This is a genomic window from Saccharopolyspora sp. NPDC002578 (assembly GCF_053592695.1).
In genome coordinates this window covers 1-25,357 of record NZ_JBSFWJ010000079.1, presented here as the reverse complement: position 1 = coordinate 25,357, position 25,357 = coordinate 1, and the positions used below count along the sequence as shown (strand labels likewise).

At 70.3% G+C, this 25,357-nt stretch carries 25 protein-coding genes and 1 pseudogene; 17 read left to right on the top strand and 9 right to left on the bottom strand.

Annotated features, from left to right (window positions below; translation table 11 throughout):
• Positions 1-137: Fe-Mn family superoxide dismutase (locus ACWD38_RS26275; RefSeq protein ID WP_450125136.1), on the top strand; the 137-nt coding region annotated here is incomplete at its 5' end.
• A gap of 313 nt (positions 138-450) precedes the next feature.
• Here ACWD38_RS26275 and ACWD38_RS26270 read toward each other — a convergent pair.
• The 3 genes from ACWD38_RS26270 to ACWD38_RS26260 all read right to left on the bottom strand — a co-directional run bounded on the left by ACWD38_RS26270 (position 451) and on the right by ACWD38_RS26260 (position 3,849).
• The gene (locus ACWD38_RS26270; protein WP_450125135.1) at positions 451-1,830 is read right to left on the bottom strand and encodes a S28 family serine protease; all 1,380 of its coding nucleotides are present in this window, start codon (positions 1,828-1,830) and stop codon (positions 451-453) included.
• Positions 1,831-1,986: 156 nt separating this feature from the next.
• Positions 1,987-2,955: a cellulose-binding protein gene (locus ACWD38_RS26265; protein ID WP_450125134.1), complete on the bottom strand. Its 969-nt coding sequence runs from the start codon at positions 2,953-2,955 to the stop codon at positions 1,987-1,989.
• Positions 2,956-3,279: 324 nt separating this feature from the next.
• The gene (locus tag ACWD38_RS26260; RefSeq protein ID WP_184480676.1) at positions 3,280-3,849 is read right to left on the bottom strand and encodes a TetR/AcrR family transcriptional regulator; all 570 of its coding nucleotides are present in this window, start codon (positions 3,847-3,849) and stop codon (positions 3,280-3,282) included.
• A 277-nt stretch (positions 3,850-4,126) separates the two neighbouring features.
• On the opposite strand from ACWD38_RS26260, the gene ACWD38_RS26255 reads away from it, so the two are divergent.
• The 3 genes from ACWD38_RS26255 to ACWD38_RS26245 all read left to right on the top strand — a co-directional run bounded on the left by ACWD38_RS26255 (position 4,127) and on the right by ACWD38_RS26245 (position 9,155).
• Complete coding sequence (locus ACWD38_RS26255) at positions 4,127-5,617, top strand: aldehyde dehydrogenase family protein (protein WP_184480678.1); 1,491 nt, start codon at positions 4,127-4,129, stop codon at positions 5,615-5,617.
• 422 nt (positions 5,618-6,039) lie between these two features.
• Positions 6,040-7,581 (top strand): APC family permease, encoded by a 1,542-nt coding sequence (locus tag ACWD38_RS26250; protein WP_184480680.1) that lies wholly within the window; start codon positions 6,040-6,042, stop codon positions 7,579-7,581.
• Positions 7,582-7,601: 20 nt separating this feature from the next.
• Positions 7,602-9,155 carry a GMC family oxidoreductase gene (locus tag ACWD38_RS26245; protein ID WP_184480682.1) on the top strand — a complete coding sequence of 518 codons (1,554 nt, stop codon included), beginning with the start codon at positions 7,602-7,604 and terminating at the stop codon, positions 9,153-9,155.
• 252 nt (positions 9,156-9,407) lie between these two features.
• On the opposite strand, the gene ACWD38_RS26240 is transcribed toward ACWD38_RS26245, so the two are convergent.
• Positions 9,408-10,397 carry an amidohydrolase family protein gene (locus ACWD38_RS26240; protein ID WP_450125133.1) on the bottom strand — a complete coding sequence of 330 codons (990 nt, stop codon included), beginning with the start codon at positions 10,395-10,397 and terminating at the stop codon, positions 9,408-9,410.
• A gap of 73 nt (positions 10,398-10,470) precedes the next feature.
• Here ACWD38_RS26240 and ACWD38_RS26235 point away from each other — a divergent pair, with 73 nt between their 5' ends.
• Positions 10,471-11,028, top strand: coding sequence for a TetR/AcrR family transcriptional regulator (locus ACWD38_RS26235; protein ID WP_184480686.1), 558 nt, complete (start codon positions 10,471-10,473; stop codon positions 11,026-11,028).
• A 7-nt stretch (positions 11,029-11,035) separates the two neighbouring features.
• Here the strand turns inward: ACWD38_RS26235 and ACWD38_RS26230 are convergent, their stop codons facing one another.
• Both ACWD38_RS26230 and ACWD38_RS26225 read right to left on the bottom strand, forming a co-directional pair.
• A complete protein-coding gene (locus ACWD38_RS26230; RefSeq protein WP_450125132.1) occupies positions 11,036-11,410 on the bottom strand; it encodes an alpha/beta hydrolase in 375 nt (124 codons plus the stop codon).
• 187 nt (positions 11,411-11,597) lie between these two features.
• A pseudogene (locus tag ACWD38_RS26225) lies at positions 11,598-11,945 on the bottom strand (alpha/beta hydrolase); the annotation flags it as partial.
• Between the two features lie 145 nt (positions 11,946-12,090).
• On the opposite strand from ACWD38_RS26225, the gene ACWD38_RS26220 reads away from it, so the two are divergent.
• From ACWD38_RS26220 to ACWD38_RS26205, 4 genes are all read left to right on the top strand, one after another.
• Positions 12,091-12,942, top strand: a complete 852-nt coding sequence (locus ACWD38_RS26220) for an MmyB family transcriptional regulator (protein ID WP_450125131.1) — start codon at positions 12,091-12,093, stop codon at positions 12,940-12,942.
• 188 nt (positions 12,943-13,130) lie between these two features.
• Positions 13,131-13,583: an ester cyclase gene (locus ACWD38_RS26215; protein WP_184480691.1), complete on the top strand. Its 453-nt coding sequence runs from the start codon at positions 13,131-13,133 to the stop codon at positions 13,581-13,583.
• A 38-nt stretch (positions 13,584-13,621) separates the two neighbouring features.
• The gene (locus ACWD38_RS26210) at positions 13,622-14,248 is read left to right on the top strand and encodes a TetR/AcrR family transcriptional regulator (protein ID WP_184480693.1); all 627 of its coding nucleotides are present in this window, start codon (positions 13,622-13,624) and stop codon (positions 14,246-14,248) included.
• Between the two features lie 102 nt (positions 14,249-14,350).
• Entirely contained in the window at positions 14,351-15,127 is a 777-nt protein-coding gene (locus tag ACWD38_RS26205; RefSeq protein WP_450125130.1) for an MBL fold metallo-hydrolase, read from the top strand.
• Between the two features lie 15 nt (positions 15,128-15,142).
• Here ACWD38_RS26205 and ACWD38_RS26200 read toward each other — a convergent pair whose 3' ends face one another.
• Together ACWD38_RS26200 and ACWD38_RS26195 are read right to left on the bottom strand one after the other, a co-directional pair.
• Positions 15,143-15,883 carry an AAA family ATPase gene (locus ACWD38_RS26200; RefSeq protein WP_450125129.1) on the bottom strand — a complete coding sequence of 247 codons (741 nt, stop codon included), beginning with the start codon at positions 15,881-15,883 and terminating at the stop codon, positions 15,143-15,145.
• Positions 15,884-15,936: 53 nt separating this feature from the next.
• The gene (locus ACWD38_RS26195; RefSeq protein WP_450125128.1) at positions 15,937-16,773 is read right to left on the bottom strand and encodes a helix-turn-helix transcriptional regulator; all 837 of its coding nucleotides are present in this window, start codon (positions 16,771-16,773) and stop codon (positions 15,937-15,939) included.
• Between the two features lie 101 nt (positions 16,774-16,874).
• Here ACWD38_RS26195 and ACWD38_RS26190 point away from each other — a divergent pair, with 101 nt between their 5' ends.
• From ACWD38_RS26190 to ACWD38_RS26180, 3 genes are all read left to right on the top strand, one after another.
• On the top strand, positions 16,875-17,567 hold the full coding sequence (locus ACWD38_RS26190; RefSeq protein ID WP_184480701.1) for an SDR family NAD(P)-dependent oxidoreductase: 693 nt from the start codon (positions 16,875-16,877) through the stop codon (positions 17,565-17,567).
• Between the two features lie 471 nt (positions 17,568-18,038).
• Positions 18,039-18,947: a PDR/VanB family oxidoreductase gene (locus tag ACWD38_RS26185; RefSeq protein WP_450125127.1), complete on the top strand. Its 909-nt coding sequence runs from the start codon at positions 18,039-18,041 to the stop codon at positions 18,945-18,947.
• A 17-nt stretch (positions 18,948-18,964) separates the two neighbouring features.
• Positions 18,965-19,768, top strand: a complete 804-nt coding sequence (locus ACWD38_RS26180) for a siderophore-interacting protein (protein ID WP_450125126.1) — start codon at positions 18,965-18,967, stop codon at positions 19,766-19,768.
• A 270-nt stretch (positions 19,769-20,038) separates the two neighbouring features.
• Here ACWD38_RS26180 and ACWD38_RS26175 read toward each other — a convergent pair whose 3' ends face one another.
• Positions 20,039-20,365, bottom strand: a complete 327-nt coding sequence (locus ACWD38_RS26175) for a hypothetical protein (RefSeq protein ID WP_184480707.1) — start codon at positions 20,363-20,365, stop codon at positions 20,039-20,041.
• Between the two features lie 566 nt (positions 20,366-20,931).
• Here ACWD38_RS26175 and ACWD38_RS26170 point away from each other — a divergent pair.
• The 5 genes from ACWD38_RS26170 (at position 20,932) to ACWD38_RS26150 (ending at position 25,202) form a co-directional block, all read left to right on the top strand.
• Positions 20,932-22,344: a helix-turn-helix domain-containing protein gene (locus ACWD38_RS26170; RefSeq protein WP_184480709.1), complete on the top strand. Its 1,413-nt coding sequence runs from the start codon at positions 20,932-20,934 to the stop codon at positions 22,342-22,344.
• Positions 22,337-22,894, top strand: a complete 558-nt coding sequence (locus tag ACWD38_RS26165) for a GNAT family N-acetyltransferase (protein WP_184480711.1) — start codon at positions 22,337-22,339, stop codon at positions 22,892-22,894. Before ACWD38_RS26170 ends, ACWD38_RS26165 begins: the two co-directional genes overlap by 8 nt.
• A gap of 111 nt (positions 22,895-23,005) precedes the next feature.
• Positions 23,006-23,533 carry a DinB family protein gene (locus tag ACWD38_RS26160; protein ID WP_184480713.1) on the top strand — a complete coding sequence of 176 codons (528 nt, stop codon included), beginning with the start codon at positions 23,006-23,008 and terminating at the stop codon, positions 23,531-23,533.
• 81 nt (positions 23,534-23,614) lie between these two features.
• Complete coding sequence (locus ACWD38_RS26155) at positions 23,615-24,298, top strand: HNH endonuclease family protein (RefSeq protein WP_221315880.1); 684 nt, start codon at positions 23,615-23,617, stop codon at positions 24,296-24,298.
• 13 nt (positions 24,299-24,311) lie between these two features.
• Positions 24,312-25,202: a TIGR03619 family F420-dependent LLM class oxidoreductase gene (locus ACWD38_RS26150; RefSeq protein ID WP_184480715.1), complete on the top strand. Its 891-nt coding sequence runs from the start codon at positions 24,312-24,314 to the stop codon at positions 25,200-25,202.
• The last annotated feature ends 155 nt before the right edge of the window (positions 25,203-25,357 follow it).

The window sequence follows — 25,357 nt, the reverse complement described above, 5'->3', positions numbered from 1 at the left end:
AGCACGCGTACTACCTGCAGTACAAGAACGTCAAGGCGGACTACGTCAAGCAGCTGTGGAACGTCGTGAACTGGGACGAGGTCGGCAAGCGCTTCACCGACGCGCGCGCGGGCCGCAATGGGTTGCGCTTGCCCTGATTTCTGGGGTCGGTTTGGACGTGTGGTCGGGTGGCGGAACCTCAGGTGGTCTGTCGCTGCGGGATCTTTTTCCCAAGTGGCTCCGCCACGAGGGAAAAAGCCGTCCTCGCGAGAGACCGACTGAGAACCCGCCGGTGAGGGCTTCTCGACGTGGGCTATGTGCTTCGCACATACAAGCACGGCTACGCCGCAAGACAGACTTCGCTTCGCTCGCCCCACTGCACGGCCTTCGGCTGGTAGGTGAGTTGTCCTGCTCGGGTTTCGTGGGCCTCGCCGCTGATCGGGGCGGGACTGCTGGTCCACTGCTATCTGCTCAGGGCAGACGCGGTGGGGTGCGAGTCATGTCGTCTCGGTCCAGGGAGTTGGTGAGCCTGGCCGGTGCCTGGTCCACGCCTGCCCAGCGGCGCAGTGTCGCCTCGGCCTCGGTGCGTTCGGCGCCGGGCAGGTCTTCGATCTGGGAGCCGTGGTTGCCGTCCGGCACCAGGTAGTCGTACGAGTCCCGGCTGCCCGGGCCTAGGCGGAACGGCTCGGCGCTCCACGGGTCGGCCGAACCGTTGACGAACATCAGTTCCGAGCCTTGCGAGGCGACCCACGCGGCGACGTCGGCCATCGCGCCGGGCCGGAACTGCATGTCGATCTCGCGCGGGACGAAGTTGCGCGGTTCTCCGATGGCGCGGTGGTGCAGCAGGTCCGCCAGCGGCTCGTCGGACACGTCGGGCCAGCCCAGCTGGGTGCCCGCCTGGTAGTAGTACGGCACGTACGGGTCGAGGCCCTGGTCGGCGTACGAGGAGAACTCCACGGTCTCGTCGAAGAAGGTCCACAGGTCGTCGAGGCTCGCGCCGGGCGCCGGGATCCGCGCGCAGTCCTGCTGTCCCCGGTACTGCCAGAACGCGAACGGCGCGTCGACGACCACGGCCTCCAGCGCCCGGTCCACGTCGCCGATGATGCGGTCGAAGGTGAGCCCCTCCGCCGCCGCGTGGGCGGCGAACCGGTCCCGCAACTCGGTGCGCCGGGTCAGCGCGTCCCGCTGCACGGCCGTCAGCGCGGCGCGGCAGGACTCGTCGCCGACGTTCGCGAGGAACTCGTCGTAGCGGTCGCGCTCGTTGACGATGTCGTTCGGCGCGACGTAGGCGACGGTCGCGTCGACGTCGCGCGGGTAGAAGCGGCGGTGATAGACGGCGGTCATGCCGCCCTTGCTGGCGCCGGTGGTGACCCAGCGGTCGGCGTAGACCGCGCGCAGCGCTTCGATGACGCGGTGCTCGTCGGTGGCGGCCTGCCAGATGTTCAGGTCCGTCCAGTCCGGCCGGCCGGGTCGGGACGGGGTGAAGAAGCGGTGCTCCATCGCCACCTGGTTGCCGTCGAGCAGCCGGGTCGGCTCGGTGCGGCTCGCCTTCGCAGGCAGGTTGTAGCCGGTGGTGTAGAGGACCGTGGGCCGTGCGAGGTCGCGGTGCAGCAGGGTGAGGCGCTGCTGGAATCCGCCGGCCGCCGGGTCGCGGTGGTCGGTGGGCTGGGCGTAGGTGAGGTCGAACAGCCGGAAGCCGGGTTCCGTCGGGCGTTCACCGAGCACCGTCAGGCCGGGCACGGCGTCGAGCCGGGAACGCACGTCGTCGGGCGGGCTCGCGCCCGCGACGGGAACGCCCGCGAGCAGCAGGCATCCCGCGGCCAGCACCGACAGCCACCCTCGAATCCGCATCCGCGCCCCTCCCGCTGATCACCGGCAGCGACCAACCTAATGCCGATCGCACGGGCGCGGTAGCCCGCGAGTGGAGCCGCATCCGGGGTGAGCCGGACCGATCGTCGGTCCGGCTCACCTCGGATGGCGTTTCCGAGCTGTGCTCGGTACCGCTGATCAGCCGGTGACGGCCTCGGCGACCTCCGCCTCGGGCGCCTCGGCGTCGGCCGGCTTGGTGCGCTGGCGCGGGACCTCGACGTCCGGGTCGTTGTCGAGCAGTCCGCCGTGCACAACGCCCGCCGCGTACGAATCGGAGGACTCGGTCATCGTCCCGGCTTCGATGTCGCTGAGGAACGGCTCCGCGTCGCTCATGATCTGCTGCGCGGTGCGGACCCGCTTCGCCAGGTCCTGGCGCATCCGCAGCATCGCGTCGGAGTGCTCGTCGGCACGCCGGATGCGGCGCTCGGCCTCGGCGGTCGCCTCCAGGACGCGGCGGCGCGCCTCGTCCCGGCTGCGCTGCTCGCGCTCGGCCTGCACCCGGTTGGCCTCGTCGCGGCGGGCCGCCATGGAGATCTCGAAGTCGTTCTCCACCTGGGTGCGCCGCGCTTCGGCGTCGTGGTCGAGCTTGCGCCGGTGCGTCTCGGCTTCCCGCGCCATGCGCTGGATGTCGCGCCGGGTCTCGGCGAGCGCCTCGTTGCGCTGCGTCTCGGACTGCCTGCGCCACTGGTCGGCCTCGGCCACGAGGTTCTCGTAGCGGGCGCGCAGCTCGGCGGCGGACTGCTCGGCGCGGGCCCATTCGTGCTCGGCCGCGGCCTGCGCGGAGGAGACGACCTCCTCGGCCTCGTCGTGGGCCAGCCGCACCATCCGGCGCAGCCGGTCGGACAGCCCTGCCTCTTCGACGGGCGTGCGGCACACCTCGTCGAACTGGGCGCGCAGCGCCTCGATCTCCGAGCGCGCCTGGTCCAGCTGCGCGGAGAGGTCGCTGACCTGGCTGAGCGCGGCGTCCCGATCTTCGGTGAGCATCCGCACTTCGGCATCGGTCTGCTGGATGTAAAAACGCACCTGGGAGCGGCGATAGCCGTACCAGACGGTGTCGAAATCGGACTTCAGCGGCACCAGTTCACGATCTTCGTTGTGGTAGCCCACGGTCTCACCCCACTGAGAATGTGTTGATCATCAGTTGTCCTGCTGGGAGCGAGCCACGCCCCGACGCGGCAATGTCCGTTGTACACCGGTGAATCACCCGACGATGTGCTCCGCCAGTAGGAACCTGGCAGCACCCGGACATTGGCGCGACGACACTGCTGAGACGACATTGCCTGCCCGGTCACCCGGCGGGCGACGGTGAAACGGATCGCTGCGGGCCATTGTTCACCCGCAGCACTCATAAGATCAACTGATCGGTTTTCCGAAACCGGTGGGAAATCCGCGTGCGACACCTGGGGCCGGACGCCGAAAAACGTTGCTACATCAGCGATTTCCGACCGGCAGCAGCACTCGCCGAAAAGTGGTTTCGATTTCGTCTCGACTCGGCACCGACTCGCGGACGATGCCCTGCAGCAGCAGCCCGCAGAAAACCGCCGAAAGTGCCCTTCCGGTAACGGGATCGGTATAGAAGGTGAACAGCTCGACCAGAGCCGCGTCCCATTCGGTGCTGACGTGCGCGAGAGCCGGGCGGTGCAGCGCGGCGATGTAGAGCTCGTGCTGCACGACCGTCCGGGTGCGCTCCGGGCCGAGGTAGCGCAGCACCAGGTCCCCGAGCGCGGTCGCCAGCTCGGCACCGGCGTCGATCGCGGCGGCCCAGGCCCGCAGTTCGGCGACGTCGTCCTGCGCGGAGTGCCGCAGCGCCTCTGCCAGCAGGTCGTCGAGGGTGCGGAAGTAGTAGGTCGTGGAGCCCAGCGGCACGTCGGCCGCGGCGGCGACGGCGCGGTGCGTGAGCTTCTCGATACCGCGCTCGGCGACGACGGCGATCGCGGCGCGCGCGATGCGCTCCTTGCGCGCCGGATCTTTGCGGCGGGTCGCGGACTCCGTCGTCGACATGCCCGCAAGCCTGCCATGCGCGCCGCCCGCAGCGTTGCGCGCCATGTCACCCTGGCGGCGTCGGTACTGGTCAAACGCCTGAACCGAGGTGCGCCGACCGCCTCGAACACGCTGTTGATGTACAGATGTACACAGCCGGTGCTAGTGTCCGTCGGCAACGCAGCCAGGCCCGCCGCGCCCCGGCCGAGAACGAATCGGCCCGCGCCCGCACCGGCCGCCCGCGCGACCACGCGCCGCACTGAGACCCGAACGGACCAAAGGACCAGCAGGGACACCTATGTCGAATACCGAAGGCCCGAGCACGCTGTTCATCGACGGGACCTGGCAGCCCGCCGCCGCCGGCGGCGTCCGCGAAATCCACAGCCCCGCCGACGGCACCCTCGTCACCACCGTCTCCGAAGGTGACCGCGCCGACACCGAACGCGCCGTGCTCGCCGCCCGCCGCGCCTTCGACGACGGCGCCTGGGCGAACACCTCCGCCTGGGACCGCGGCGACCTGCTGCTGCGAGTCGCCGACATCCTCGTCCGGGACAAGGACGAATTCGCCCGCGCCGAATCCGGCGACACCGGCAAACGCCTGGTGGAGAGCGAATACGACATGGACGACATCGCCGGCTGCTTCCGCTACTTCGGCAAGATCGCGGGCACCGACGGCGGCAGCGTCATCGACACCGGCTCCCCCGACTCGTTCAGCCGCGTGCGCTACGAACCCGTCGGCGTGTGCGGAATGATCACGCCGTGGAACTTCCCGCTGCTGCAGGTGGCGTGGAAGGTCGCTCCCGCCATCGCCGCCGGCGACACCTTCGTGCTCAAGCCCAGCGAACTCACGCCCAGCACCGCGATCCTGCTGATGCGCGCCCTCACCGAGGCCGGACTGCCCTCCGGGGTCGGCAACCTCGTGCTCGGCACCGGCCCCGAAGTCGGCGCCGTCCTGTCCGAACACCCCGACATCGACCTCGTCTCGTTCACCGGCGGCCTGCACACCGGGCGCCGCGTGGCGGCGGCAGCGGCGGCCACCGTGAAGAAGGTCGCGCTGGAGCTCGGCGGGAAGAACCCCAACGTCGTGTTCGCCGACGCCGACTTCGACACCGCCGTCGACTACGCCCTGATGGCGGTGTTCCTGCACTCCGGGCAGGTCTGCTCCGCCGGGGCCCGGCTGATCGTGCAGGACGAGATCCACGACCGCTTCGTCGACGAAGTCGTGCGCCGCGCCGAGAAGATCCGCATCGGCGGCCCCTACGACACCGACGCGGAGACCGGCCCGCTGATCTCCGCCGCGCACCTGGAGAAGGTCGACGCCTACGTCCAGAAGTGCGTCGAAGAAGGCGCCGTGCTGCGCACCGGTGGCCGCCGCCCCGAAGGCGAGCAGTACGCCGACGGCCACTACTACCTGCCGACCGTGCTGGACGAAGTCCAGCAGGGCTCGTACGCGGTCGTCGAAGAATCCTTCGGCCCGGTGCTGACCGTGGAGCGGTTCACCGACGAGGACGACGCCGTGCGCATCGCCAACGACACCCACTACGGCCTGGCGGGCGCCGTGTTCAGCTCCGAGGTGAGCAAGGCGCAGCGCGTCGCGCACCGGCTCCGCCACGGCACCGTGTGGATCAACGACTTCCACCCCTACCTGCCGCAGGCCGAATGGGGCGGATACAAGCAGTCCGGCATCGGACGCGAGCTCGGGCCCACCGGGCTCGGCGAGTACCAGGAGGCCAAACACATCCACCAGAACCTCCGCCCTGTTCCCCCTCGGTGGTTCGACGGGCGGTGACGGCCACGGCTCGTCGTGCTCTGGGGGTCCGGTAGCGGAACCTCAGTGGCTTCCTCGCTGCGGGATCTTTTTCCCAAGTGGCTCCGCCACGAGGGAAAAAGCCGTCCTCGCGAGGAAGCCCTGAGAACCCGCCGGTGAGGGCTTTTTGACGTGGGCTATGTGCTTCGCACATACAGGCACGGCCTACGGCCGCAAGGCAGGCGTGCTTCGCCGCCCACGGCAGGGCCTTCGGCCGCGAGGTGGGCTTGCTTCGCCCGGCCCTCTGCACGGCTTGCCGCTGGTTGGACTTCGTTGCTCGGGCGGTCGCCCTGCTCGGGAACGGGGTCGCAGGAATTTCGGCAGTACCACTTCGTTGCGCAACAACCACCCGTTGTTCGGCCTCGCAGCCCGCGAGGCGGCGAGCGCGGGAAAGGAGTTAGGGCATGAGCGCGCCCTCCGGTGACGCCGAACTCGGCGAGTTCGGCTACACCAACAAACTGAAGAGGACCCTCGGGTCGTTCCACACGTTCGCCGCGGGCATCAGCTACATCTCGGTGCTGACCGGCACCTTCCAGCTGTCGTACTTCGGGTTGTCCTTCGGCGGTCCCGCCTACTGGTGGTCCTGGCCGATGGTCTTCTTCGGCCAGCTGATGGTGGCGTTGAGCTTCGCGGAGCTGGCCTCGCACTACCCGATCGCCGGGTCCATCTACAACTGGTCGAAGCGGCTCGGCGGCAAGCACGTCGCCTGGCTCGCGGGCTGGATGATGCTGCTGGCCTCGATCGTGTCGATCGCGGCGACGGCGCTGGCCTACCAGCACACGCTGCCGCAGATCTGGGGCGCCTTCCAGGTCATCGGTGACGGATCGGGCACGACGGAAGCCGCCAACGGGGTGCTGCTGGCTTCCGGGCTGATCGTGTTCACCACGCTGATCAACGCGTTCGGCGTGAAGCTGATGGCCCGGATCAACAGCGCGGGCGTGGCGATCGAACTGGTCGCGGCGGTGCTGCTGATCCTGGTGCTGGCGGTGTTCGCGACCCGCGGACCCGAAGTCGTGCTCGACACGCAGGGCACCGGTTCGGCCTACGGCGGCAGCGGTTACCTGGGTGCGTTCCTCGTCGCCGCGATCGCCTCCTCCTACGTGATGTACGGCTTCGACACGGCGTCCTCGCTGGGCGAGGAGTCGATCGACCCGCACCGCAACGCGCCGAAGGCGATCCTGCGGTCGCTGATCGCGTCGTTCGTGCTCGGCGGGCTGATCATCCTGCTGGCGCTGATGGCCGCCCGCGACCTCACCGCGCCGCAGCTGACCGAGGACGGGCTCCAGTTCGTGCTCACCGACGCGCTCGGCCCGCTGGTGGGCAGGTTGTTCCTGCTGGTGGTGTTCGTGGCGATCACGGTGTGCGTGCTGGCCGTGCACACCGCGGCGATCCGCATCGCGTTCGCGATGGCCCGCGACAACGCGCTGCCCGGCGGTTCGAAGCTGGCGCGGGTCAGCCCGCGGTTCCAGACTCCGGTGATCCCGGCGATCGTGATCGGCGTGCTGGCGGTGGCGATGCTGGTGTTCAACATCGGCCAGCCGCAGATCTTCTCCGCCGTGACCAGCCTCGCGATCATCCTGATCTACATCTCCTACCTGCTGGTGACGATCCCGATGCTGGTGGCCCGGCTGCGCGGCAAGTGGTCGTCGGAGAAGCAGGAAGGGCGCTTCTCGCTGGGCCGCTGGGGTCTGCCGGTCAACATCGCGGCCGTGCTGTGGGGCCTCGGCATGACGGTGAACCTGGCCTGGCCGCGCAACGAGGTCTACAACGCCGAACCGCCGTTCCACTGGTACCTGCAGTGGATCTCGGTGCTGTTCGTCGGTATCACGGCCGGTGGCGGCTTCGCCTACTACTGGTTCGTGCAGCGGCACCGCATCGGCGTGCTCGCCGACCACGCCGCGAACGCTTCGGAAGACACCGAGGACCCGAAACCTGCCCTGTCCTGAGCGGAAACGGAGCTGTGACCATGACCGAAGAGTTCGACTACGTGGTCGTCGGCGGCGGTAGCGCGGGTGCCGCGGTCGCCGCACGACTGTCCGAGGACCCGTCCACCACGGTGTGCCTGCTGGAGGCCGGTCCGTCCGACGTGGGCGACAAGGCGATCCTGGAGCTGGACCGCTGGATGGCACTGCTGGAATCCGGCTACGACTGGGACTACCTGGTGGAGCCGCAGGAGCAGGGCAACTCGCACATGCGCCACGCCCGCGCCCGCGTGCTCGGCGGCTGCTCCTCGCACAACTCGTGCATCGCGTTCTGGGCGCCCGCCGAGGACCTCGACGAGTGGGAGCGGATGGGCGCCACCGGCTGGGGCGCGAAGGACATCTTCCCGCTGTACAAGCGGCTGGAGACCAACGACGGCCCCGGCGACCACCACGGCCGCAGCGGCCCGGTGACGCTGCGCAGCGTGCCGCCGAAGGACCCGTCCGGGGTGGCGCTGCTCCAGGCGTGCGAGCAGGCGGGCATCCCGATCACCGAGTTCAACTCGGGCAAGACCGTCACGCACGGCGCGAACTGGTTCCAGATCAACGCCCGCGAGGACGGCACCCGCTCGTCGTCCTCGGTGTCCTACCTGCACCCGATCATCGGCAAGCGCCCGAACCTGGAGGTGCGCACCGACGTGCGCGCCAAGAAGGTCGTGTTCGACGGCAAGCGCGCCACCGGCGTGCACTACCTCGACCCCGACCTCATCCACACCCGCACGGTGCGGGCGCGGCGCGAGGTGGTGCTGTCCACCGGCGCCATCGACACGCCGAAGCTGCTGATGCTCTCCGGCATCGGCCCGGCCGAGCACCTGCGCGAGGTGGGCGTGGACGTGCTCGTCGACTCCCCCGGCGTGGGCTCGAACCTCCAGGACCACCCGGAGGGCGTCATCGGCTGGGACGCGAAGCAGCCGATGCCCACCGAATCGACCCAGTGGTGGGAGATCGGCATCTTCACCACCACCGAGCCGGGACTGGACCGGCCGGACCTGATGTTCCACTACGGTTCGGTGCCGTTCGACATGCACACCGCGCGGCAGGGCTACCCGACGACGGAGAACGGCTTCTGCCTGACGCCGAACGTCACCCGCAGCCGCTCCATCGGCACCGTCCGGTTGCGCACCCGCGACTTCCGGGACAAGCCGCGCGTCGACCCGCGGTACTTCACCGACCCGCACGACATCCGGGTGATGACCCACGGCATCAAGCTGGCCCGGGAGATCGTGTCGCAGCAGGCCATGCAGGGCTGGGCGGGCGCCGAGCTGCACCCCGGCCCGGACGTGCGAACCGACGACGAGATCGCCGACTACATCCGCAAGACGCACAACACCGTGTACCACCCGGCCGCGTCGGTGCCGATGGGCGCCGACGACGACCCGAACGCACCGCTGGACGCGCGGCTGCGCGTGAAGGGCGTCGAAGGTCTGCGGGTGGCGGACGCCTCGGCGATGCCGTTCCTGGTGGCGGTGAACCCGAACATCACCACCATGGCCATCGGCGAGAAGTGCTCCGACCTCCTCAAGGAGGACAACGCGGGGTGAGGCATCCGTCCTGACCTGCTTAGCGGGTCGGGTGGCGGAACCTCAGCGGCTTCGCCACTGACACGACGAAGATCGAAAGATCATTCTGTTCGAGCGCCCCAGTCGTGGCGCGAGAGAGATGGCCCCTCCGGCCCCCGTTCCGGAGGGGCCGTCTCGCGTTCGGGTCCGCGCTGCGGCGGTCGGCTCTCCGGATGCCGGTCACCGTGATCGCTGAGCGGGCGGCCTCGGGGGCCGGGCGCGTTCACGACCGGGTCACGGGTCGGCGAGGCCGAAGAGCGCTTCCGCATTGGCGTGCGTGATCTTCCGCCGGTCCCCGGGGTCGGGGAGCTCGTCCAGCAAGCCGCCGACGGCCGTGGCGTCGACCCGGTGGAAGGGGTAGTCGCCGGAGAACAGGATGCGGTCGGTGCTGGTGTAGTCCAGCGCGTGGCGCAGCAGCCGCGGCGCCAGCATGCCGCTGGTCGCGATGTGGATGTTGGTCCGGAAGTAGTCGGCGACGCGCCGTTCGAGGTGGGTCGCGACGTTCGACAGGCCGTCGACGCGGTCCAGCGCGAACAGCAGCATCTCGCCCCAGTGCCCCAGCACGACCTGCAGGTCGGGGTGGCGGTCGAACGTGCCGCGCACGATGAGGCGCAGCACCGCGAGACCCGCCTCGACGTGCCATCCCCAGCCGAAGGTGGCCAGCGCGAGGCCGGTCATCGGGTCGAATCCGCCGAAGGACGCCTCCCGGACCGCGTCCGGCGGGATCTGGGGATGCAGGAAGATCGGCTTGCCCGCTTTCGCGGCGGTCGCGAGCAGGTCGTCGTTGGCGGGGTCGTCCAGCGGTCGTTCGCCGCTGCGGCCGTAGGACATGATCCCGACGTGCGCGGGGTCGCCCGCGATCCGCTCCAGTTCGGCGACGGCCGCCTCCGGGTCGGACATCGGCAACGTCGTCATCGCCCGCAACCGAGCCGGATGGCGCCTGACGGCCTCGCTGACCTGGTCGTTCGCGTCCCGGCTGAGCTCGATCGCCTCGCGAGCCGGGAGACCGTGCGTCCCGGGCGGGGCGATCGAGAGGATCTGCACGTCGACGCCCGCCGCGTCCATGGCCTCGATCCGCCGGTCGCCGATGTCGAGCAGGCGCTCGGGGATGTCGCCCCGGTCGTTGAGCACCACGCTCTCGTCCCGCGCACCCGCCGGTCGGGAGCGCAGCGCGCGGTCGATCCCCTCGGTGGTCCAGTGCTCCTCGATCGCGATGAGTCTCAACGCACCCCCCCTTTCGCTCATGCAGCGTTGAGCGAGCATAGCAGGTTCGCTCAACGGATGTAGAGTGAAGCGCGTGGACGAACCGAAGACGCGCGCGGCCAAACGCGCCGCCACCGCTCAGCAGATCCTCGAAGCCGCCCAGGACGAGTTCGGCGAACACGGGCTGGAAGGATCGACCGTCCGCGGTATCGCACACCGGGCCGGAGTTGACCCGTCCCTGGTCATCCAGCACTACGGCTCGAAGAACGACCTCTTCGCCATCGCGATCCGGCTCCCCCGCGACAGCACCGGGCACGACGTCGCCGAGCACCTCTTCGACGTCCTCGACGTCCGCCTGGGCGAGCTCCCGGCGGAAACCCGCGCGCTCGTGCGGTCCATGCTCACCGCGCCGGAGGCGACGGCGGCCATGCGGGAGTTCCTCGACGAACGGACCGCGAACCTCGCGCGCGGCGGGGACGACGACGCGGAACTGCGAGCCGCGCTGACCGTCAGCAGCATCCTCGGGCTGACGATCGCGCGGCACTTCCTCAAGCTCGACGCGCTCGCCGAGATCTCCGAGGAGCAGGTCGAGAACACCGTCCGCCCGTGGATCACCGCCGCGCTCGGCGACGACGTCGACCTGTCCCGCTGAACGCCGGTCAGGCCGCCAGGTGTTCGGCGAAGAAGCCTGCCAGCTCCGCCACCGCGGGGGTGACGTGCTCGTCGCGGTCGTAGAGGTCCACGTGGGTGGCGCCCTCGATGACGTGCAGCCGCGCGGGTCCGGTCGCCGCCGCGACCGCCTCCCGGCTGTGGTGCGCGGTCTCGGCCTCCGAACCGGCGATCATCAGCAGCGGGCGGGGCGCGAGCAGCCCGATCATCGCGAAGGAGTCGTGCAGCGCGACCCGGTCGACGTCGCGCACCAACCGGGTGCCGCCGGCGCGCGGGTGGGCGCCGCGCGCGGTGCGGTAGTACTCCCAGGTCTCCCGGTCCTGGCGGGACGCGGAATCCCGCATCTCGTCCGGGACCCACGGCACTCGCAGCGGCTCCTCGCCCCGCGCCTCGGCGGTGCGCAGCGCCCCGGCCCTGGGCGAGCAGGTCGTCGAGCACCGCGGGGTCCTGCTTGCCGTCGATTCCCTCACGGAGGACCTTGCCGAAGTCGCCCGCGCTGACGGTGGCCACGGCCTTGATCCGCCGGTCGGTTTGCGCGGCGTATGGGACGTAGCCGCCGGAGGCGCAGATGCCCAGTGCCCCGATCCGCTCCGGGTCGATCTCCGGGCGGGTGCCGAGGTGGCTCACCGCCGAGCGGATGTCCTCGGCGCGCTGGGCAGGGTCCTCCGTGCCGCGCGGTTCGCCTTCGCTCTCACCCTGGTAGGCGGCGTCGAAGATCAGCACGGCGAACCCTTCGCGGACCAGGCGTTCGCCGTAGATCGTCGGGCTCTGCTCCTTCACCCCGCCGCCGGGATGGGAGATGACGAGGCCCGGGAGCCGTTCGGCGGGGCGGTCGTCCGGGGTGAGCAGGACCCCGGCGACGGCGAGGCCGTTGCTGGGGAAGGTGATCGGCGTCTTCATGCGCTTCTTCCGACGGAGGGCTTCGCGGGCGACCACTGCCGCCACGTCGAGGTTCGCCCGGATCGGACGCCGCGAGCAGAGCCGGTCGTGTCCTAGGACAGCGCTGTCCCAGGACCCGCCCGCCGCTCGCTGCAAGACTGGTGGCATGACCGACGCGGCGCACCGCAGCGAACTGGGCGACTTCCTCCGGGCCCGGCGCGGGCAGCTGAGTCCCGCCGCGGTGGGGCTGCCCGGCTCCGGCGGCAGGCGACGGGTGCGGGGCCTGCGCCGGGAAGAAGTGGCCGCGCTGACCTCGATCAGCACCGACCACTACACCCGCCTGGAGCAGGGCCGCAGGCAGGCTTCGGAACCGGTGCTGGACGCCCTCGCGCGCGTCCTGCGGCTCGGGGACGACGAACGCGCCTACCTGTTCGGGCTGTCCGGCAAGGACGCCGCCCCGCCCGGCCACCGGGTCGTGCAGGAGGCCCGGCCGCAGCTGCGGCGGCTGCTGGACGACCTGACCGGCACGCCGGCCGTGGTCCTGGGCCGCCGCACCGACGTGCTCGCGTGGAACCCGATGGCCGCCGCGCTGTTCCTCGACTTCGCCCGGATTCCGCCGCAGCAGCGGAAGTTCGTGCGGCTGGTGTTCACCGATCCGGCCTTCCGGGCGCTGTACCCGGATTGGGAGCACACTGCGCAGGCCTGCGCGGCGCAGCTGCGCATGGAGGCCGCGCTGGATCCGGACGATCCGGCGCTGGCCGAGCTGGTCGGCGAGCTCTCGGCGCTGGATCCGGATTTCCGGCGGTGGTGGGGCGCCCACGAGGTCGCCGTGCGCAGCGAGGGCGCCAAGCGGCTGCACCATCCGATCGCCGGGGATCTCACGCTCGACTGGTCGACGCTCACCTGCGCCACCGATCCCGGCCAGCAGCTCATCGCGCTCACCGCGGAGCCCGGCACTCCCGGCGACGACGGCCTGCGCCTGCTCGCCGCGCGCGTGCGCGACGAGGCCGAACACTAGGCGCCGCAGGGGTTTCCGGACTCCGAGGCGATCCGGTCCACGCGCCGTCGATCGTCGTTGACGGCACGCCCGAACCCAAGTAACTTGTTGATCAACCAGTAAGTTCCGGAGAACTCCGCTGCCGGTCGCCGTCCTCGCGCCGCGACGGCCGGACACGACTCCCCGACACGAACTCCCCGAAGGAAGCCATGATCTCCGACGAGCTCCGCACCCGCCGCCTCGCCATCATCGACGAGCACATGAACACCGAGGTCACCCACGAGTTCGACCTCACCCTGGAGACGTTCCACGGGCACCCGCACTACGAGATCATGCCCACCGGCCAGGTCTTCGACGGCGCGGAAGCGGTCATGGGCTACTACCGCACGACCCGCGAGGCGTTCCCCGACCAGCGCCACGACAACGTCCGCACGCACGTCTCCGACGAGACGATCATCGTCGAGTTCGACCTGCTCGGCACCAACCTCGGCGAGTTCTACGGCATGCCGCCCACCGGGAAGTCCTTCCGAGTTCCGGTGATCGCCGTGTTCTTCTTCGAGGAGGACCGGATCGTCAACGAACGCGTCTACTTCGACAGCGCGAGCCTGGTGAACCAGATCGGCCGCGGCGAACTGCTCGCCCTGGTCGGCCAGGAACTGTGATCGCGGCGTCGCCCTGACACCACCGAGGAGGAATCCCGTTGAGCCGCCACGAATCCCGCCGCTCCCAGGAGGAACGGCGCGACGAGGCCGAACGCCGCCTGCTCGACGCCGCGGCGGAACTGATCGGCGAGGTCGGGCCGTCGAAGGTGACGCTGGCGGCCATCGGTCAGCGGGCCGGCTACAGCCGGGGCCTGGCGACGCACCACTTCGGTTCGAAACCGGCGCTGATGCGGCGGCTCGTCGACTCGGTGACCGACCGGTTCCGGGAAGTGCTGCGCCCGGACGAGCTCCCCGCGAGCCCGCTCGACGCGGCACTGAGCCTGGTCGGCACCTACTTCGACGTCGTGGCCGACCTGCCCGCGACGCACCGGGCGCGACTGGTGCTGTGGGCCGACGCGGTGGCCACCGACTCCCCCGACGCGCGTTCCGCGATGACCACGGCCGACCGCGTGTTCCGCGAGGAGATCACGGCGGTGCTGGAACGCGGCAGGAGCACCGGCGAGGTCCCGGACTCGGTGCACCCCGACGGCCTCGCGACGGTGCTCATCGGGATGCTGCGCGGCGTCGCCCTGGAATCGATGATCGACGACACCGTGGACCTCGGCGCGTGCCGCGCGGAGGTCGAACGGCTGCTCACCGCGCGGCTGGCGACCGATGCGCCCTGAGCGGAACGCCCTCCGCAACCCCGCCCGTCGACCTAGGGTTTCGTTGACAGCCACCGGAAAACGACCGCGCCGGAGCGCGGCCGAGCACGGGAAGAGGCCCTCGTGAAGGTGCACCACCTCAACTGCGGCACCATGCGCTCGCTGGTCGCACCGCTGATCTGCCACGTGCTGCTGATCGAGACCGACGGCGGGCTGGCGCTCGTCGACACCGGGTTCGGCTTGCGCGACATCGCCGCGCCGGCGCAGCGCCTCGGGATGATCCGCCACCTGAACCGACCGGTCCTGGACTCCGAGGAAACAGCGGCCCACCAGGTCGAACGGCTCGGATTCCGCCGCGACGACGTCCGTCACATCGTGCTCACGCACTTCGACTCCGACCACATCGGCGGCCTGTCCGACTTCCCGGACGCCCAGGTGCACCTCACCTCAGCCGAGGCGGCGGGGGCGCTGAGCCCGTCGTCCGGGCAGGAACGGTCCCGGTACCGGCCGGTGCAGTGGGCGCACCACCCGAACCTCGTCGAGCACGGCGCCGACGGCGAAACGTGGCGAGGTTTCGCGGCGGCGGAGGAGCTCACAGGCATCGCCCCCGGCATCGTGCTCATCCCGCTGCCCGGCCACACCCGAGGGCACGCGGCCGTCGCGGTGGACGCCGGCGAGCACTGGGTGCTGCACGCCGGTGACGCGTTCTTCCACCGCAACACGCTCGACGGCGGCTCGGTGCCCGCGGCGCTGCGGGTGCAGGAGGCCGCCATCGCCCACGACCGGGCTCGGGTCCGCGACAACCACGCCCGCCTCGCGGAGCTGCACCAGCGGGGCGACCCGGACCTGGCGATCATCTGCGCCCACGATCCGGTGCTGTTCGAGAAGATGCGGGGCTGACCTCCCGCCCGGAGGTCACCGGTCGACGATGTGGCGCAGGTAGGCGTCCGGGTTGGCGAGGTAGCGGGCCCAGTGGTCGACCTGGTCCAGGTCGGACCACGTCGTGCGCCGCAGCCCGTGCTCACCCACTTCGAGGACGTCCGCGCCCGGCACTCCGGCGAGGATCGGTGAGTGGGTGGCGCAGATGACCTGCGCGCCGGATTCCCCGATCTCGTGCAGCAGCGCCACCAACCGCAGGCACGCGCTGAACGACAGGCCCGCTTCCGGCTCGTCGAGCACGTAGAAACCCCGCGCCCCCAGCATCTGGTGGAAGACGGCGAGGAACCCTTCGCCGTGGCTCATCCGGACGGTGTCGGCGTCCCAGTAACCGGGGGCGCCCGCGAGGTTGCGGATCATCTCGAACGCGGTCTCCGCGCGCAGGAAGAAGCCCCGCTTCCCGGTTCGCGACCCGGCGCGCATCTTGGCTCCGGCGGAGGTCGTCTCCAGTTCGAGCACCTCGCCGAGCGGCGTCTTGGGCCGGCTGCTCGCGTACTTGCGGCCCGCCTTGCCGCCGTGGGAGTCGAGCCCGAAGCCTTCGGCGATGGCCTCGACCAGCGTCGACTTCCCCGACCCGTTCTCGCCGACCAGCATCGTCACCGGCTTGGTGAACGTGATCCCGTTCTCCGCGACGTCCCGCACGCAGGGAACGGAGAACGGCCACGACCGCCACGACTCGGGGTGGTGGGCCTCCCGGACCCGCGCCCGCCGAACGAACACCGCACCTCCCGAAGGTCGCCGCACACCTGTTCGATCCAGGATGCCACAGCGCGCTAGGACACCGGTTGGGTACCGAGGACCGCCAGCAGTTCGAGCCGCTCGGCGTCCTCCGTGCCGGGCTCAGCCGTGTAGATCATGATGCGCAGGTCGGCTCCCGCGACGCTGAGCACGTCGCAGTCCAGCGTGATCGGCCCGACGCGCGGGTGGTCGACGGTCTTGCGCGAGGTGTCGTGATCGGCGACGGCACCGGAATCCCAGAGCTCGGCGAACCGGTCGCTGCGCCGGCGCAGCTCCCCGATCAGGGTGCGCAACCGCGGATCCGCCGGGTACCTGCCCGCCGTCGCGTGCAGGTCGGCGACCAGCGCGGCCTCGAACTCGCGGCGAGCCCGCGGGGTGTGGCGGACCCGGCCGCCGGGAGCGACCAGGTTGCGCCACACCGCGTTGCGCTCGTGGCCGCGCCACCCCGACGGATCGCCCATCAACGCCGCGTACAGCGGATTCGCCAGCAGCATCGTCCACGCGGCGTCGAACACCGCGACCGGCGTCCCCGCCAGCCTGTCGAGCATCCGCTGCACGTTCGGCGTGATCCGGGCGGGAACCACATCGCGTCCCGGCGGCGCGAGACCGGCGACGCGGAACAGGTGCTCGCGCTCGTGCCCGGACAGCCGCAGCGCCCGCCCCAGCGCCTCCACGACCTGCCCCGACGGGTTCCGCGCCCGCCCCTGTTCGAGGCGGGTCACGTAGTCCACCGAGATCCCGGCCAGCAACGCCAGCTCCTCGCGGCGCAGTCCCGCGGCCCGCCGCGGACCACCGGCGGGCAACCCCGCCGACTCCGGGCTCACCCGATCCCGCCAGCGCCGCACCGTTCGTCCGAAGTCCTCCGTCGCCATGCCCCCACTGTGCGCCGGTCCGCTGCCGACGACCTGGCACTGGTGGTCCCAGGAAGACCGGACTCCTGGCTGGCCCCGGTGGCCGGACCGAACCTGGGGGCATGACGACGACACTCATCACCGGGGCGAACAAGGGCCTCGGTCACGAAACCGCACGCCGGCTCGTCGAAGCGGGCCACACCGTGTACGCGGCCGCGCGCGATCCGGAACGCGGGCGAGCGGCCGCCGAGCGGATCGGAGCACGACCCCTCGTGCTGGACGTCACCGACGACGCGTCCGTCTCGGCCGCCGCGAAGACCGTCGAAGCCGACGGCGGACTCGACGTGCTCATCAACAACGCGGGCATCGAAGACGCCCCCACCCCCACCGCCGAGGTCACGGCCGATCTGATGCGGCGGTTGTTCGAGACGAACGTGTTCGGCATCGTGCGCGTCAGCCACGCGTTCCTGCCGCTGCTGCACCGGTCCGCCGATCCGGTCGTGGTGAACGTGAGCAGCGGACTCGCCTCGAAAACCCTCGTCAGCGCTGCGGGCACGCCCATGCACGGCTATCCCGGACTCGCCTACCCCGCGTCGAAATCCGCGGTCAACATGATCACCGTGCAGTACGCCAAGGCGTTCCCGCACATGCGGGTCAACAGCGTCGAACCGGGCTTCACCGCGACCGACCTGAACGACCACCGCGGGACCCAGAGCGTCCAGGAGGGCGCGGAGATCATCGTGCGGATGGCGCGCATCGGCCAGGACGGCCCCACCGGCGGCTACTTCGACGTGCACGGCTCGCTGCCCTGGTGACGTGAGCCGACGTCCGGGGCCGGCTGGACGTCTCGGGCTCCGATCCGTGCGGTCGCCCCGAACGCGGCCCACCCGGCGCGCACCGGGTGGGCCGCGTTCCACCCCGCTGCCCGACCCGGCCGGTGGCGGACCGCGCTCGGCGCGAACGTGAGCAGCCGCCGCACGGAAGCGCCGCCGGACGAGTTCCGCGCGGACGTGACGCGGCCGTTCGCGCGGCTGGAGCCGACGCTCCTCAGTTGTCGCGACGCGGCGGCCCGGCGGCCCGAAAAGCGAGTAGCGCGCGACGCGAACAATTACTCATAATTGGGCCATGACCTGCTTGTACGAAGGTCATCGGCGCCTCGAAGAGCCTTCCTGGTCGTGTCCCGCTCCGTGTGGTCGATGTGCACCCGCCCGGCGCCGAGACCCGCCATCTCCCCGCTCGACGGCGGCGTCGCATCGGAATCCGCACTCGACCAAGGTGAAGCACCCATGCAGCACACGATCCTCGACCGCGTGGAACGGGTCGCCGACGACGTCGTCTCCCTCGTACTGCGCGGCGCGGACGGCCCGCTCGCCCCGTGGACGCCGGGCGCGCACGTCGACCTGCCGCTGCCGAACCGGCTGACCCGGCAGTACTCGCTGTGCGGCGCCCCGGCCGATCGGGAGCGCTACCGCATCGCGGTGCGGTTCGATCCGCTCAGCCGGGGCGGTTCGGAGTACGTGCACCTGTTCCTGCGCGAAGGCCGGAAGCTCGACGTGTCGTTGCCGCGCAACAACTTCCCACTCGTCGACGCCCCCGAGTACCTGTTCGTCGCGGGCGGGATCGGCATCACTCCGATACGTCCGATGCTGCGCGCCGCCGCCGAAGCGGGAGCGGCGTTCACGGCGGTGTACGCGGGAAGATCCGCCGCGAGCATGCCGTTCGCCGCCGAGCTCCGCTCGGAGCACGGCGACCGGGTCCGGCTGATCGACACCGGGACGCAGACCAGGCCGGACTTCGCGGCACTCGCCGCCGGGCTGAGCCCGGACGCGCTGGTCTACTGCTGCGGACCGGCACCGATGCTCGACGCCGCCGCGGCCGCGTTCCCCGCCGAACGCCTGCACGTCGAACGATTCCGCCCCGCTGCCAAGGAATTCACGCCGAACACGGCGTTCGAGGTGCACTGCGTCCGATCAGGACGAACGGTCCGGGTCCCACCGGAGGAGTCCATGCTGGACGCGCTCACCCACGCCGGGAGCCGGGTTCCCTCCGGCTGCCGCGAAGGGGTCTGCGGCAGCTGCGAAATCACCGTCCTGGCCGGAGAACCCGAGCACCGCGACGACATCGGCGCCCCGGCGGGCCGGGTGTACTCCTGCGTCTCCCGCGCCACCTCCCCCAGCCTCACCGTGGACCTGTGACCCGAGGACGAACGACGATGCTCCCGAAACTGCGCGCGCCCGAGTCCCGCCGGATGATCACCCTGGAGGTGCTCGCGAACACCCGCACGACACCGAACTTCACCACCGTCACCTTCGGCGGCCCCGACATCGCGCACCTGGAGAACGCGGGGCACGACCAGGCGGTCCGCCTGTTCTTCCCTCGCGACGGGCAGGACGGGCTCCGGATGCCGGCGTCCTCCGGCAACGCGTGGATGGCGGAACTGCTCCTGCTGCCGAAATCCCGCCGCCCGTGGGTGCGCAACTACACCGTCCGCCGGATCCGCCCGGAGCTCGGCGAGCTGGACGTCGAATTCGCGCTGCACGGCGACGCGCCGGCCTCCGACTGGGCCCGGCGGGCCCGCCCCGGAGATCCGGCGGGGATCTTCGACATGGGCATCACCTACCTGCCACCGGCCGACGCCGCCTGGCAACTGCTCGTCGGCGACGAGAGCGCGGTGCCCGCGATCCTGGCGATCCTGGAGCACGCCCCGGAATCACTGGTCGCGGACGTGTTCTTGGAAGTCCCGGAAAGCGGGGACGTCCGCCGCGACATCATCGCGCCGGAAGGCGTCCACGTGCGATGGCTCTCCCGCGACGGCAGCGGCGACCGCCCCGGAACGCTCGCGCTCGCGGCGGCGAAGCGGGCCCCGCTGCGACCGGGCCGCTCCTACACCTGGACCGCGGGCGAGGCCAAGCTGCCCACCGGCCTGCGCCGCCACCTCGTGCAGGAGCACGGCGTGCCGAAGTCCGACATCGCGTTCTTCGGCTACTGGCGCCACGGCCGCTCCAGCCCCGGCTGACCCCGACACGTCGCACGCGGCCGGACCGCCTCTTCACCTCAACGCGCGAACCACGGCCCGCACCTGGACGCACGAGCGGGACCGGCCGAGCGGTGCGGGGGAGGGTGGGCACCGCTCGGCCGGAACCGACGTCCGCCGGGGCATCCGGACGCCGGTCTGGGTGCCTCGCCGGGGCGCTCGCGGTCCGGGGTCACGAGCGCCTCCGGCGAGGCGCGGCTCACCGCTGGTCGGGGCACGGCGGTGAGCCGCGGTTCAGGGGACCTCCCGCCGTCACGCAGCGTTCGAGGGGCACCGCTGCTCGCGCGATGCGCGAAACGAACGACGTTCGGCGAGGACGGCCAAGGCGGTGCGGAACACGGCGATGCGCACCGGCTCCGGATCCACCCCGCCGCCCACGACCACGGCGACGCACGAACCGCACACTTCCCGCCCGTCGCTCGGCAACGGCACGTCGAGAATCCGCCGCATCCGCCCACTGATCGGATGTCCGCACGCTCCGACGATCACCGACCCGGCCGCGTCCCGCGCGACCACGTGCCAAGTCCCGCACCATTCGGAGGTCATCCAGGCCCGGCGTTGAACCGAATCCGAACTCATGGACCAGGCTCCACGCGCGGCACCGAACCGACCCCGACCACGGCGGGACCTGCGGAGTTCTCCTCTCCCAGAGCCAAAATCCGCGAGCAGGCCATGCACGGCATGCCCGTTACGCCGTCGAGGACCTCGGCCTCATCGACCCCGAGCACCGCCTCGCACAGCGCGCGGTACTCCCCCAGAACCGGCCCGGTCGCCACGTGCACCACCCGCCGCGTCTCCCCCCCACGACTCCACCCCGAAACCGAACCCGCACCGGCCCGCTCACGGCTCGGTCACGCTGACCGAGGTGCGGAAGAAACCGACTACGTGGTTCGCTTCGCGGATCGGCTGCCGAACGGTCATCTCCCCTAGCCGACACCTTCATGGACATGGCCTCCTTTTCGTACAAATCGGTTCCTCGCGTCCGCACGGTTCCGACTCGTCATGCCGGACCCTCGACGGCCGAAAAGCTCGCCGTGCCCACAGCATTCAGCGCGCTCGTCCTCCCCGGAACGGCCTGGAGACGTACCCGGCAGGCACTTATGGCGTACGCGATCGCCGATGACTGGATTTCACGGGGAGTCATCGTGGACCATCAGACTGTGACCATTACTCGTTGGACCGGGCTCGAAGCGAAGTTGCTCCGCCAGTCCTTGCGGCTCACCGTCACCGACTTCGCCGCCCTGCTCGGGGTGAACCCGAGAACAGTCAACAAATGGGAAGCACGCTGCACCCGGATCACCCCGCTTCCGGAGATGCAATCGGCGCTCGACACCGCTCTGCGCCACGCTGAGGCTGATGTGGCCGACCGGTTCCGCGAACTTCGCGACCGAGAGGGCCCACATCAGGCACCCGAACCTGAGGCCGAACAGGTGCATCCACCGGAGGTCGAGCTTGCTCAACTCGGCGAGTTCATCGGCGAGGACATGGCTTCACGCCGAACATTCCTGAACCTGACGCTCTTGACCGGAGCAGCACTCGTGATCCCGGTTCGCCAATGGGCGGCTTCCACCCCGCTCACTTCCTTGGCACCGGGAAAGGTTGGGGCCGAGGAGATCGATGGGTTGGAACGCGCCGTCGAGCTCTTTCGTCACTGGGACGCGTCCGGCCACGGCGGTCTCCACCGAAAAGCCGTGGTGGGACAACTGCACGGCGTCATCGACGCGATTCAGCACCGGCGTCCGGCTTCCGAGCGTCGACGTCTCTTCACCATCGCCGCCGAGCTCTCCCAGCTCGTCGGCTGGATGACCTACGACGCAAGCCTGCCCGCCAACGCACAGCGCTACTTCCTCTTCGCACTTCGCGCGTGTGAGCAGGCCACCGACGTGGAGCTCGGGGCGAAGATCGTGGGTGACATGGCGCAACTGTCCAAGAGCCTCGGCAACTACGACGACAGCCTCGGCTTGGTGAGAACTGCGTTGGCAACCCTCCCCCGGACCGCCAACCCCCTCGTTCGGGCTGAACTGCTTGGGCACGAGGCGTGCACCTACGCCAGATTCGGTTCTGAGGACGCGACCAGCACTCGACGATCCGTCGATGCTGCGATGGATGCGTTCGACCAAGTGGCACAAGGCGACCACCGATCTTGGAATCGATACATGGATCGAGCCGAACTCGACAGTCTCGCCGCTTCCGCCTACATCCAGCTCGCGCTTGGAGAAGAGCGTTCCACGTCTTCTGCCACCGAGGCCGAGCACCACGCGGTCAACGCCGCCCGCGCTCGTCCAGCGCACCGGGTGCGCAGCCGCCTGTTCGATGATGTGCGCTTAAGCAAAGTGCGCTTGGCCCAACGCGAGGTCGAGGAATCCACCGAGCTCGCCGATCGAGCCCTGACCCGAGCCATGGCGATCAGCTCCCCGCAAGCGATTCACCGCCTGCGAGTTCACAGCCAGACCCTCACTGCCGGTTACGGTGATCTGGCCGTAGTGCGAGCGTTTTCGGCTCGCTTGAGCGAACACCTGCACCAGAGCGAACAGAAGGTGAGCGACGTCCATGCCTGAACCCGCGATCACGATCCAGCACGTGCCGGCCGAGCAGGCGGGAGCTCTCGCCGGAGAGCTCGGCGAGGCTTATCGCGACGCTTTCTCCGAAGCTCCGTACCACTACGGCGACGAGCACGTGGACTTGTTCCTGAAGCGGTTCGCCGTTCAGCACCTGCGCGCGGGCGCTTCGCTCGTCGTGGCCCGCGCCGGAACGGGCGAGATGGCCGGGTTCGGATTCGGCTTCACCATGCCGACCGGCGCTCCGTGGTGGAGCGACCTGACCGGTGAGCTGGACCCGTCGATCACTGATGAACCGGAGGGACGCACCTTCGCTCTGACCGAACTCCTCGTGCGGCGACCGTGGCGGGGTCGGCACACCGCCACCCGGCTCCACGACCAGCTTCTCAACGGTCGACACGAGCAACGCGCGACCCTGACCGTGCGGCCCGCCGCCACCGCGGCTCAGCACGCCTACGCCAGCTGGGGTTGGCGCAAGGTGGCTCAGAAGCACAACCCGCAGCCCGGCTCCCCTCTGGTCGACATCCTCCTCAAAGACCTCCGACCCTGAGCACGCCTTCACACCCTCACGCTTTCGTGAACCAGCGCGGGAAACACCCACGGTGGGCCGACCCGTCCGACGATCGGCGGAGTGTCGGGGGTGCGGATAACGCTGCGGCGCATGGACTTTCGGGGTGAGGTGCTGGATCAGCTCGACTTCTACTGGGGACAGTGGCGGCCGCGGCTGGACGGGCTCAGCGACGCGGAGTACTTCTGGGAACCCGTCGACGGGTGCTGGTCGGTGCGGGAGACCGAACGTGGCTGGGAGTTCGACTTCGCGTTCCCCGCTCCCGACCCGGCGCCGTTCACGACGATCGCCTGGCGGTTGTGCCACATCGCCGACCACGTCTTCGCGATGCGGGCCTCGAACCACTTCGGCGACGGCTCCTACCGGATCGACCACCACCACTACCCGGGCAGCGCCGACGAAGCGCTCGCGCACCTGGACCGGAACCACGAGCTGTGGCGCGACGGCATCGGGAACATGCCCGCGGACCGCTGGTCGCAGCCCGTCGGAGCAGCCGAAGGCCCTTATGCCGACCGGTCGTACCTGACGCTCGTGCTGCACCTGAACCGGGAGCTGTTCCACCACGGCGGTGAGATCGGCCTGCTGCGCGACCTGTACCGGTTCTCCCCGGCCACGGCGTGATCTCCCGCGCACGGCGGTACTGCTCGCCCACGGCTCCGTGATCGAATGGGCTGCGTACAGTAACGCCGAGCCGGAGCGAGCATGTCGACTGGACAGCAGAAGAAGCAACGCACGCCGATGTGGATCACCGTCGTGGCCGCCCTGATCATCGGGGGCGGCTGGTTGGTGTTCGAATCCGGCCTGCTGGACCGGGTGCTCGCCACCGACTCCGCTCCCAGCACCGCGTCGGCGGGCGAGGCGTCCGAGCAGCTCGCGGGCCTCAAGGTCGAACCCGAGGGCTCGATGGACGGCTACTCGCGCGACAGCTTCGAGCACTGGATCCCCGCGCCGGACGCCGGGAAGAACTGCAACACCCGCGAAGCGGTGCTGCGCCGCGACGGGGAGAACGTGCAGGTGAACAACTCCTGCGAGTCGACATCGGGCAGCTGGGTCAGCACCTACAGCGGCGAGACCGTCGCCGACGACTCCGACGTCGACATCGACCACATGGTGCCGCTGGCCAACGCGTGGCGCAGCGGCGCCGACGAGTGGACCGACGAACGCCGCGAGCAGTTCGCCAACGACATGGACATCCCGCAGCTCGTCGCCGCCGACAAGCGCTCCAACCGGTCGAAGGGCGACAAGGACCCGTCGAAGTGGCGGCCCGTCGAGTCCGCGTGGTGCGAGTACTCCACGGACTGGGTCACCGTGAAGCACACCTACGGCCTGTCCATCACCACCGCCGAGAAGTCGGCGTTGCAGGAAATGCTCGCCACCTGCGGCTGAGAGGGGCGCGAGGATGCGCTTGGGGCTGGGACTTCCGCAGTTCGGGACGTTCGCCCACCCGGACCACGTGCGGACCGTCGCCGCGGAGGCCGAAGCCATGGGCTTCGACGGCCTCTGGGCCGGTGAACGGGTGCACGCCCCGTACGAGCTGCTGACGCCCTACCCCGGTGGGGACGGGACGATGCCCGCGCAGATGCGGGCCGGGCTCGACCCGCTGCTGACGTTGAGCATCGCGGCCACCGCCACCACGCTGCCCCGGTTGGGCACCAGCACGCTCAGCGCTCCGCTGCACTCGCCGATCCAGCTGGCGCGCGGCCTCACCGGACTCGACCTGCTCAGCTCCGGGCGGCTCATCGCCGGGCTGGGGCTGAGCTGGTCGCGCGACGAGTACAACGCCGCCGGGGTGCCGTGGACGGAACGCGGCGCGCGGCTCGACGAGACCCTCGACGTGCTCAACGCGGCCTGGGGCCCGGATCCGATCGAGCACCGCGGCCGGTTCTGGACGATCAGCGCGGGCGATTTCCAGCCGAAGCCGCAGGGCAAGATCCCCGTCTACCTCGGCGGCGGCTCGGACGCGGCGCTGCGCCGCATCGCGCGCCGCGCCGACGGCTGGCTCGCGATCGCACTGCCGCTGGACGCCCTCGGCCGCATGCTCCGCGCGCTGCGCGAACACCCCCGCGACCCCGGGCTGCCCCCGGTCAGGACGGTCCTGCGCGTGAACCCCGAACTCGGCCCGCCAGGTTCCCGCCCCGTGCAGGGCCCAGTGGAACAGATCGTCGACTACCTCCACGCCGCAGCCGAACTGGGCGTCGAAGAGGCGTTCATCGACCTCCAGTTCACCTGCACCACGGTCCCCGAACTCCTCGACAACGCAGCCCGCTTCCACAGCACCTTCACGACCTGACCCCGCACCCGCAGCCACCGCACCGCACGCCACGAAGCCCCCTCCAGACGAAGCCATGCTTTGGGCTGCGAAGCAAGCCTGCCTTGCGGCGAAGCCGTGCCTGTATGTGCGAAGCACATAGCCCACGTCAAAAAGGTGACAACCCGCGGGTTCTC

Bases quoted from the DNA above. Each gene is read 5' to 3' on its own strand.
- ACWD38_RS26195 (WP_450125128.1), bottom strand. From the start codon at position 16,773: ATGGCGACGGAGGACTTCGGACGAACGGTGCGGCGCTGGCGGGATCGG.
- ACWD38_RS26180 (WP_450125126.1), top strand. From the start codon at position 18,965: ATGCTCCCGAAACTGCGCGCGCCCGAGTCCCGCCGGATGATCACCCTG.
- ACWD38_RS26245 (WP_184480682.1), top strand. From the start codon at position 7,602: ATGACCGAAGAGTTCGACTACGTGGTCGTCGGCGGCGGTAGCGCGGGT.
- ACWD38_RS26270 (WP_450125135.1), bottom strand. From the start codon at position 1,830: ATGCGGATTCGAGGGTGGCTGTCGGTGCTGGCCGCGGGATGCCTGCTG.
- ACWD38_RS26165 (WP_184480711.1), top strand. From the start codon at position 22,337: ATGCCTGAACCCGCGATCACGATCCAGCACGTGCCGGCCGAGCAGGCG.
- ACWD38_RS26150 (WP_184480715.1), top strand. From the start codon at position 24,312: ATGCGCTTGGGGCTGGGACTTCCGCAGTTCGGGACGTTCGCCCACCCG.
- ACWD38_RS26190 (WP_184480701.1), top strand. From the start codon at position 16,875: ATGACGACGACACTCATCACCGGGGCGAACAAGGGCCTCGGTCACGAA.
- ACWD38_RS26250 (WP_184480680.1), top strand. From the start codon at position 6,040: ATGAGCGCGCCCTCCGGTGACGCCGAACTCGGCGAGTTCGGCTACACC.
- ACWD38_RS26185 (WP_450125127.1), top strand. From the start codon at position 18,039: ATGCAGCACACGATCCTCGACCGCGTGGAACGGGTCGCCGACGACGTC.
- ACWD38_RS26175 (WP_184480707.1), bottom strand. From the start codon at position 20,365: ATGAGTTCGGATTCGGTTCAACGCCGGGCCTGGATGACCTCCGAATGG.
- ACWD38_RS26220 (WP_450125131.1), top strand. From the start codon at position 12,091: ATGACCGACGCGGCGCACCGCAGCGAACTGGGCGACTTCCTCCGGGCC.
- ACWD38_RS26155 (WP_221315880.1), top strand. From the start codon at position 23,615: ATGTCGACTGGACAGCAGAAGAAGCAACGCACGCCGATGTGGATCACC.
- ACWD38_RS26255 (WP_184480678.1), top strand. From the start codon at position 4,127: ATGTCGAATACCGAAGGCCCGAGCACGCTGTTCATCGACGGGACCTGG.
- ACWD38_RS26215 (WP_184480691.1), top strand. From the start codon at position 13,131: ATGATCTCCGACGAGCTCCGCACCCGCCGCCTCGCCATCATCGACGAG.
- ACWD38_RS26160 (WP_184480713.1), top strand. From the start codon at position 23,006: ATGGACTTTCGGGGTGAGGTGCTGGATCAGCTCGACTTCTACTGGGGA.
- ACWD38_RS26260 (WP_184480676.1), bottom strand. From the start codon at position 3,849: ATGTCGACGACGGAGTCCGCGACCCGCCGCAAAGATCCGGCGCGCAAG.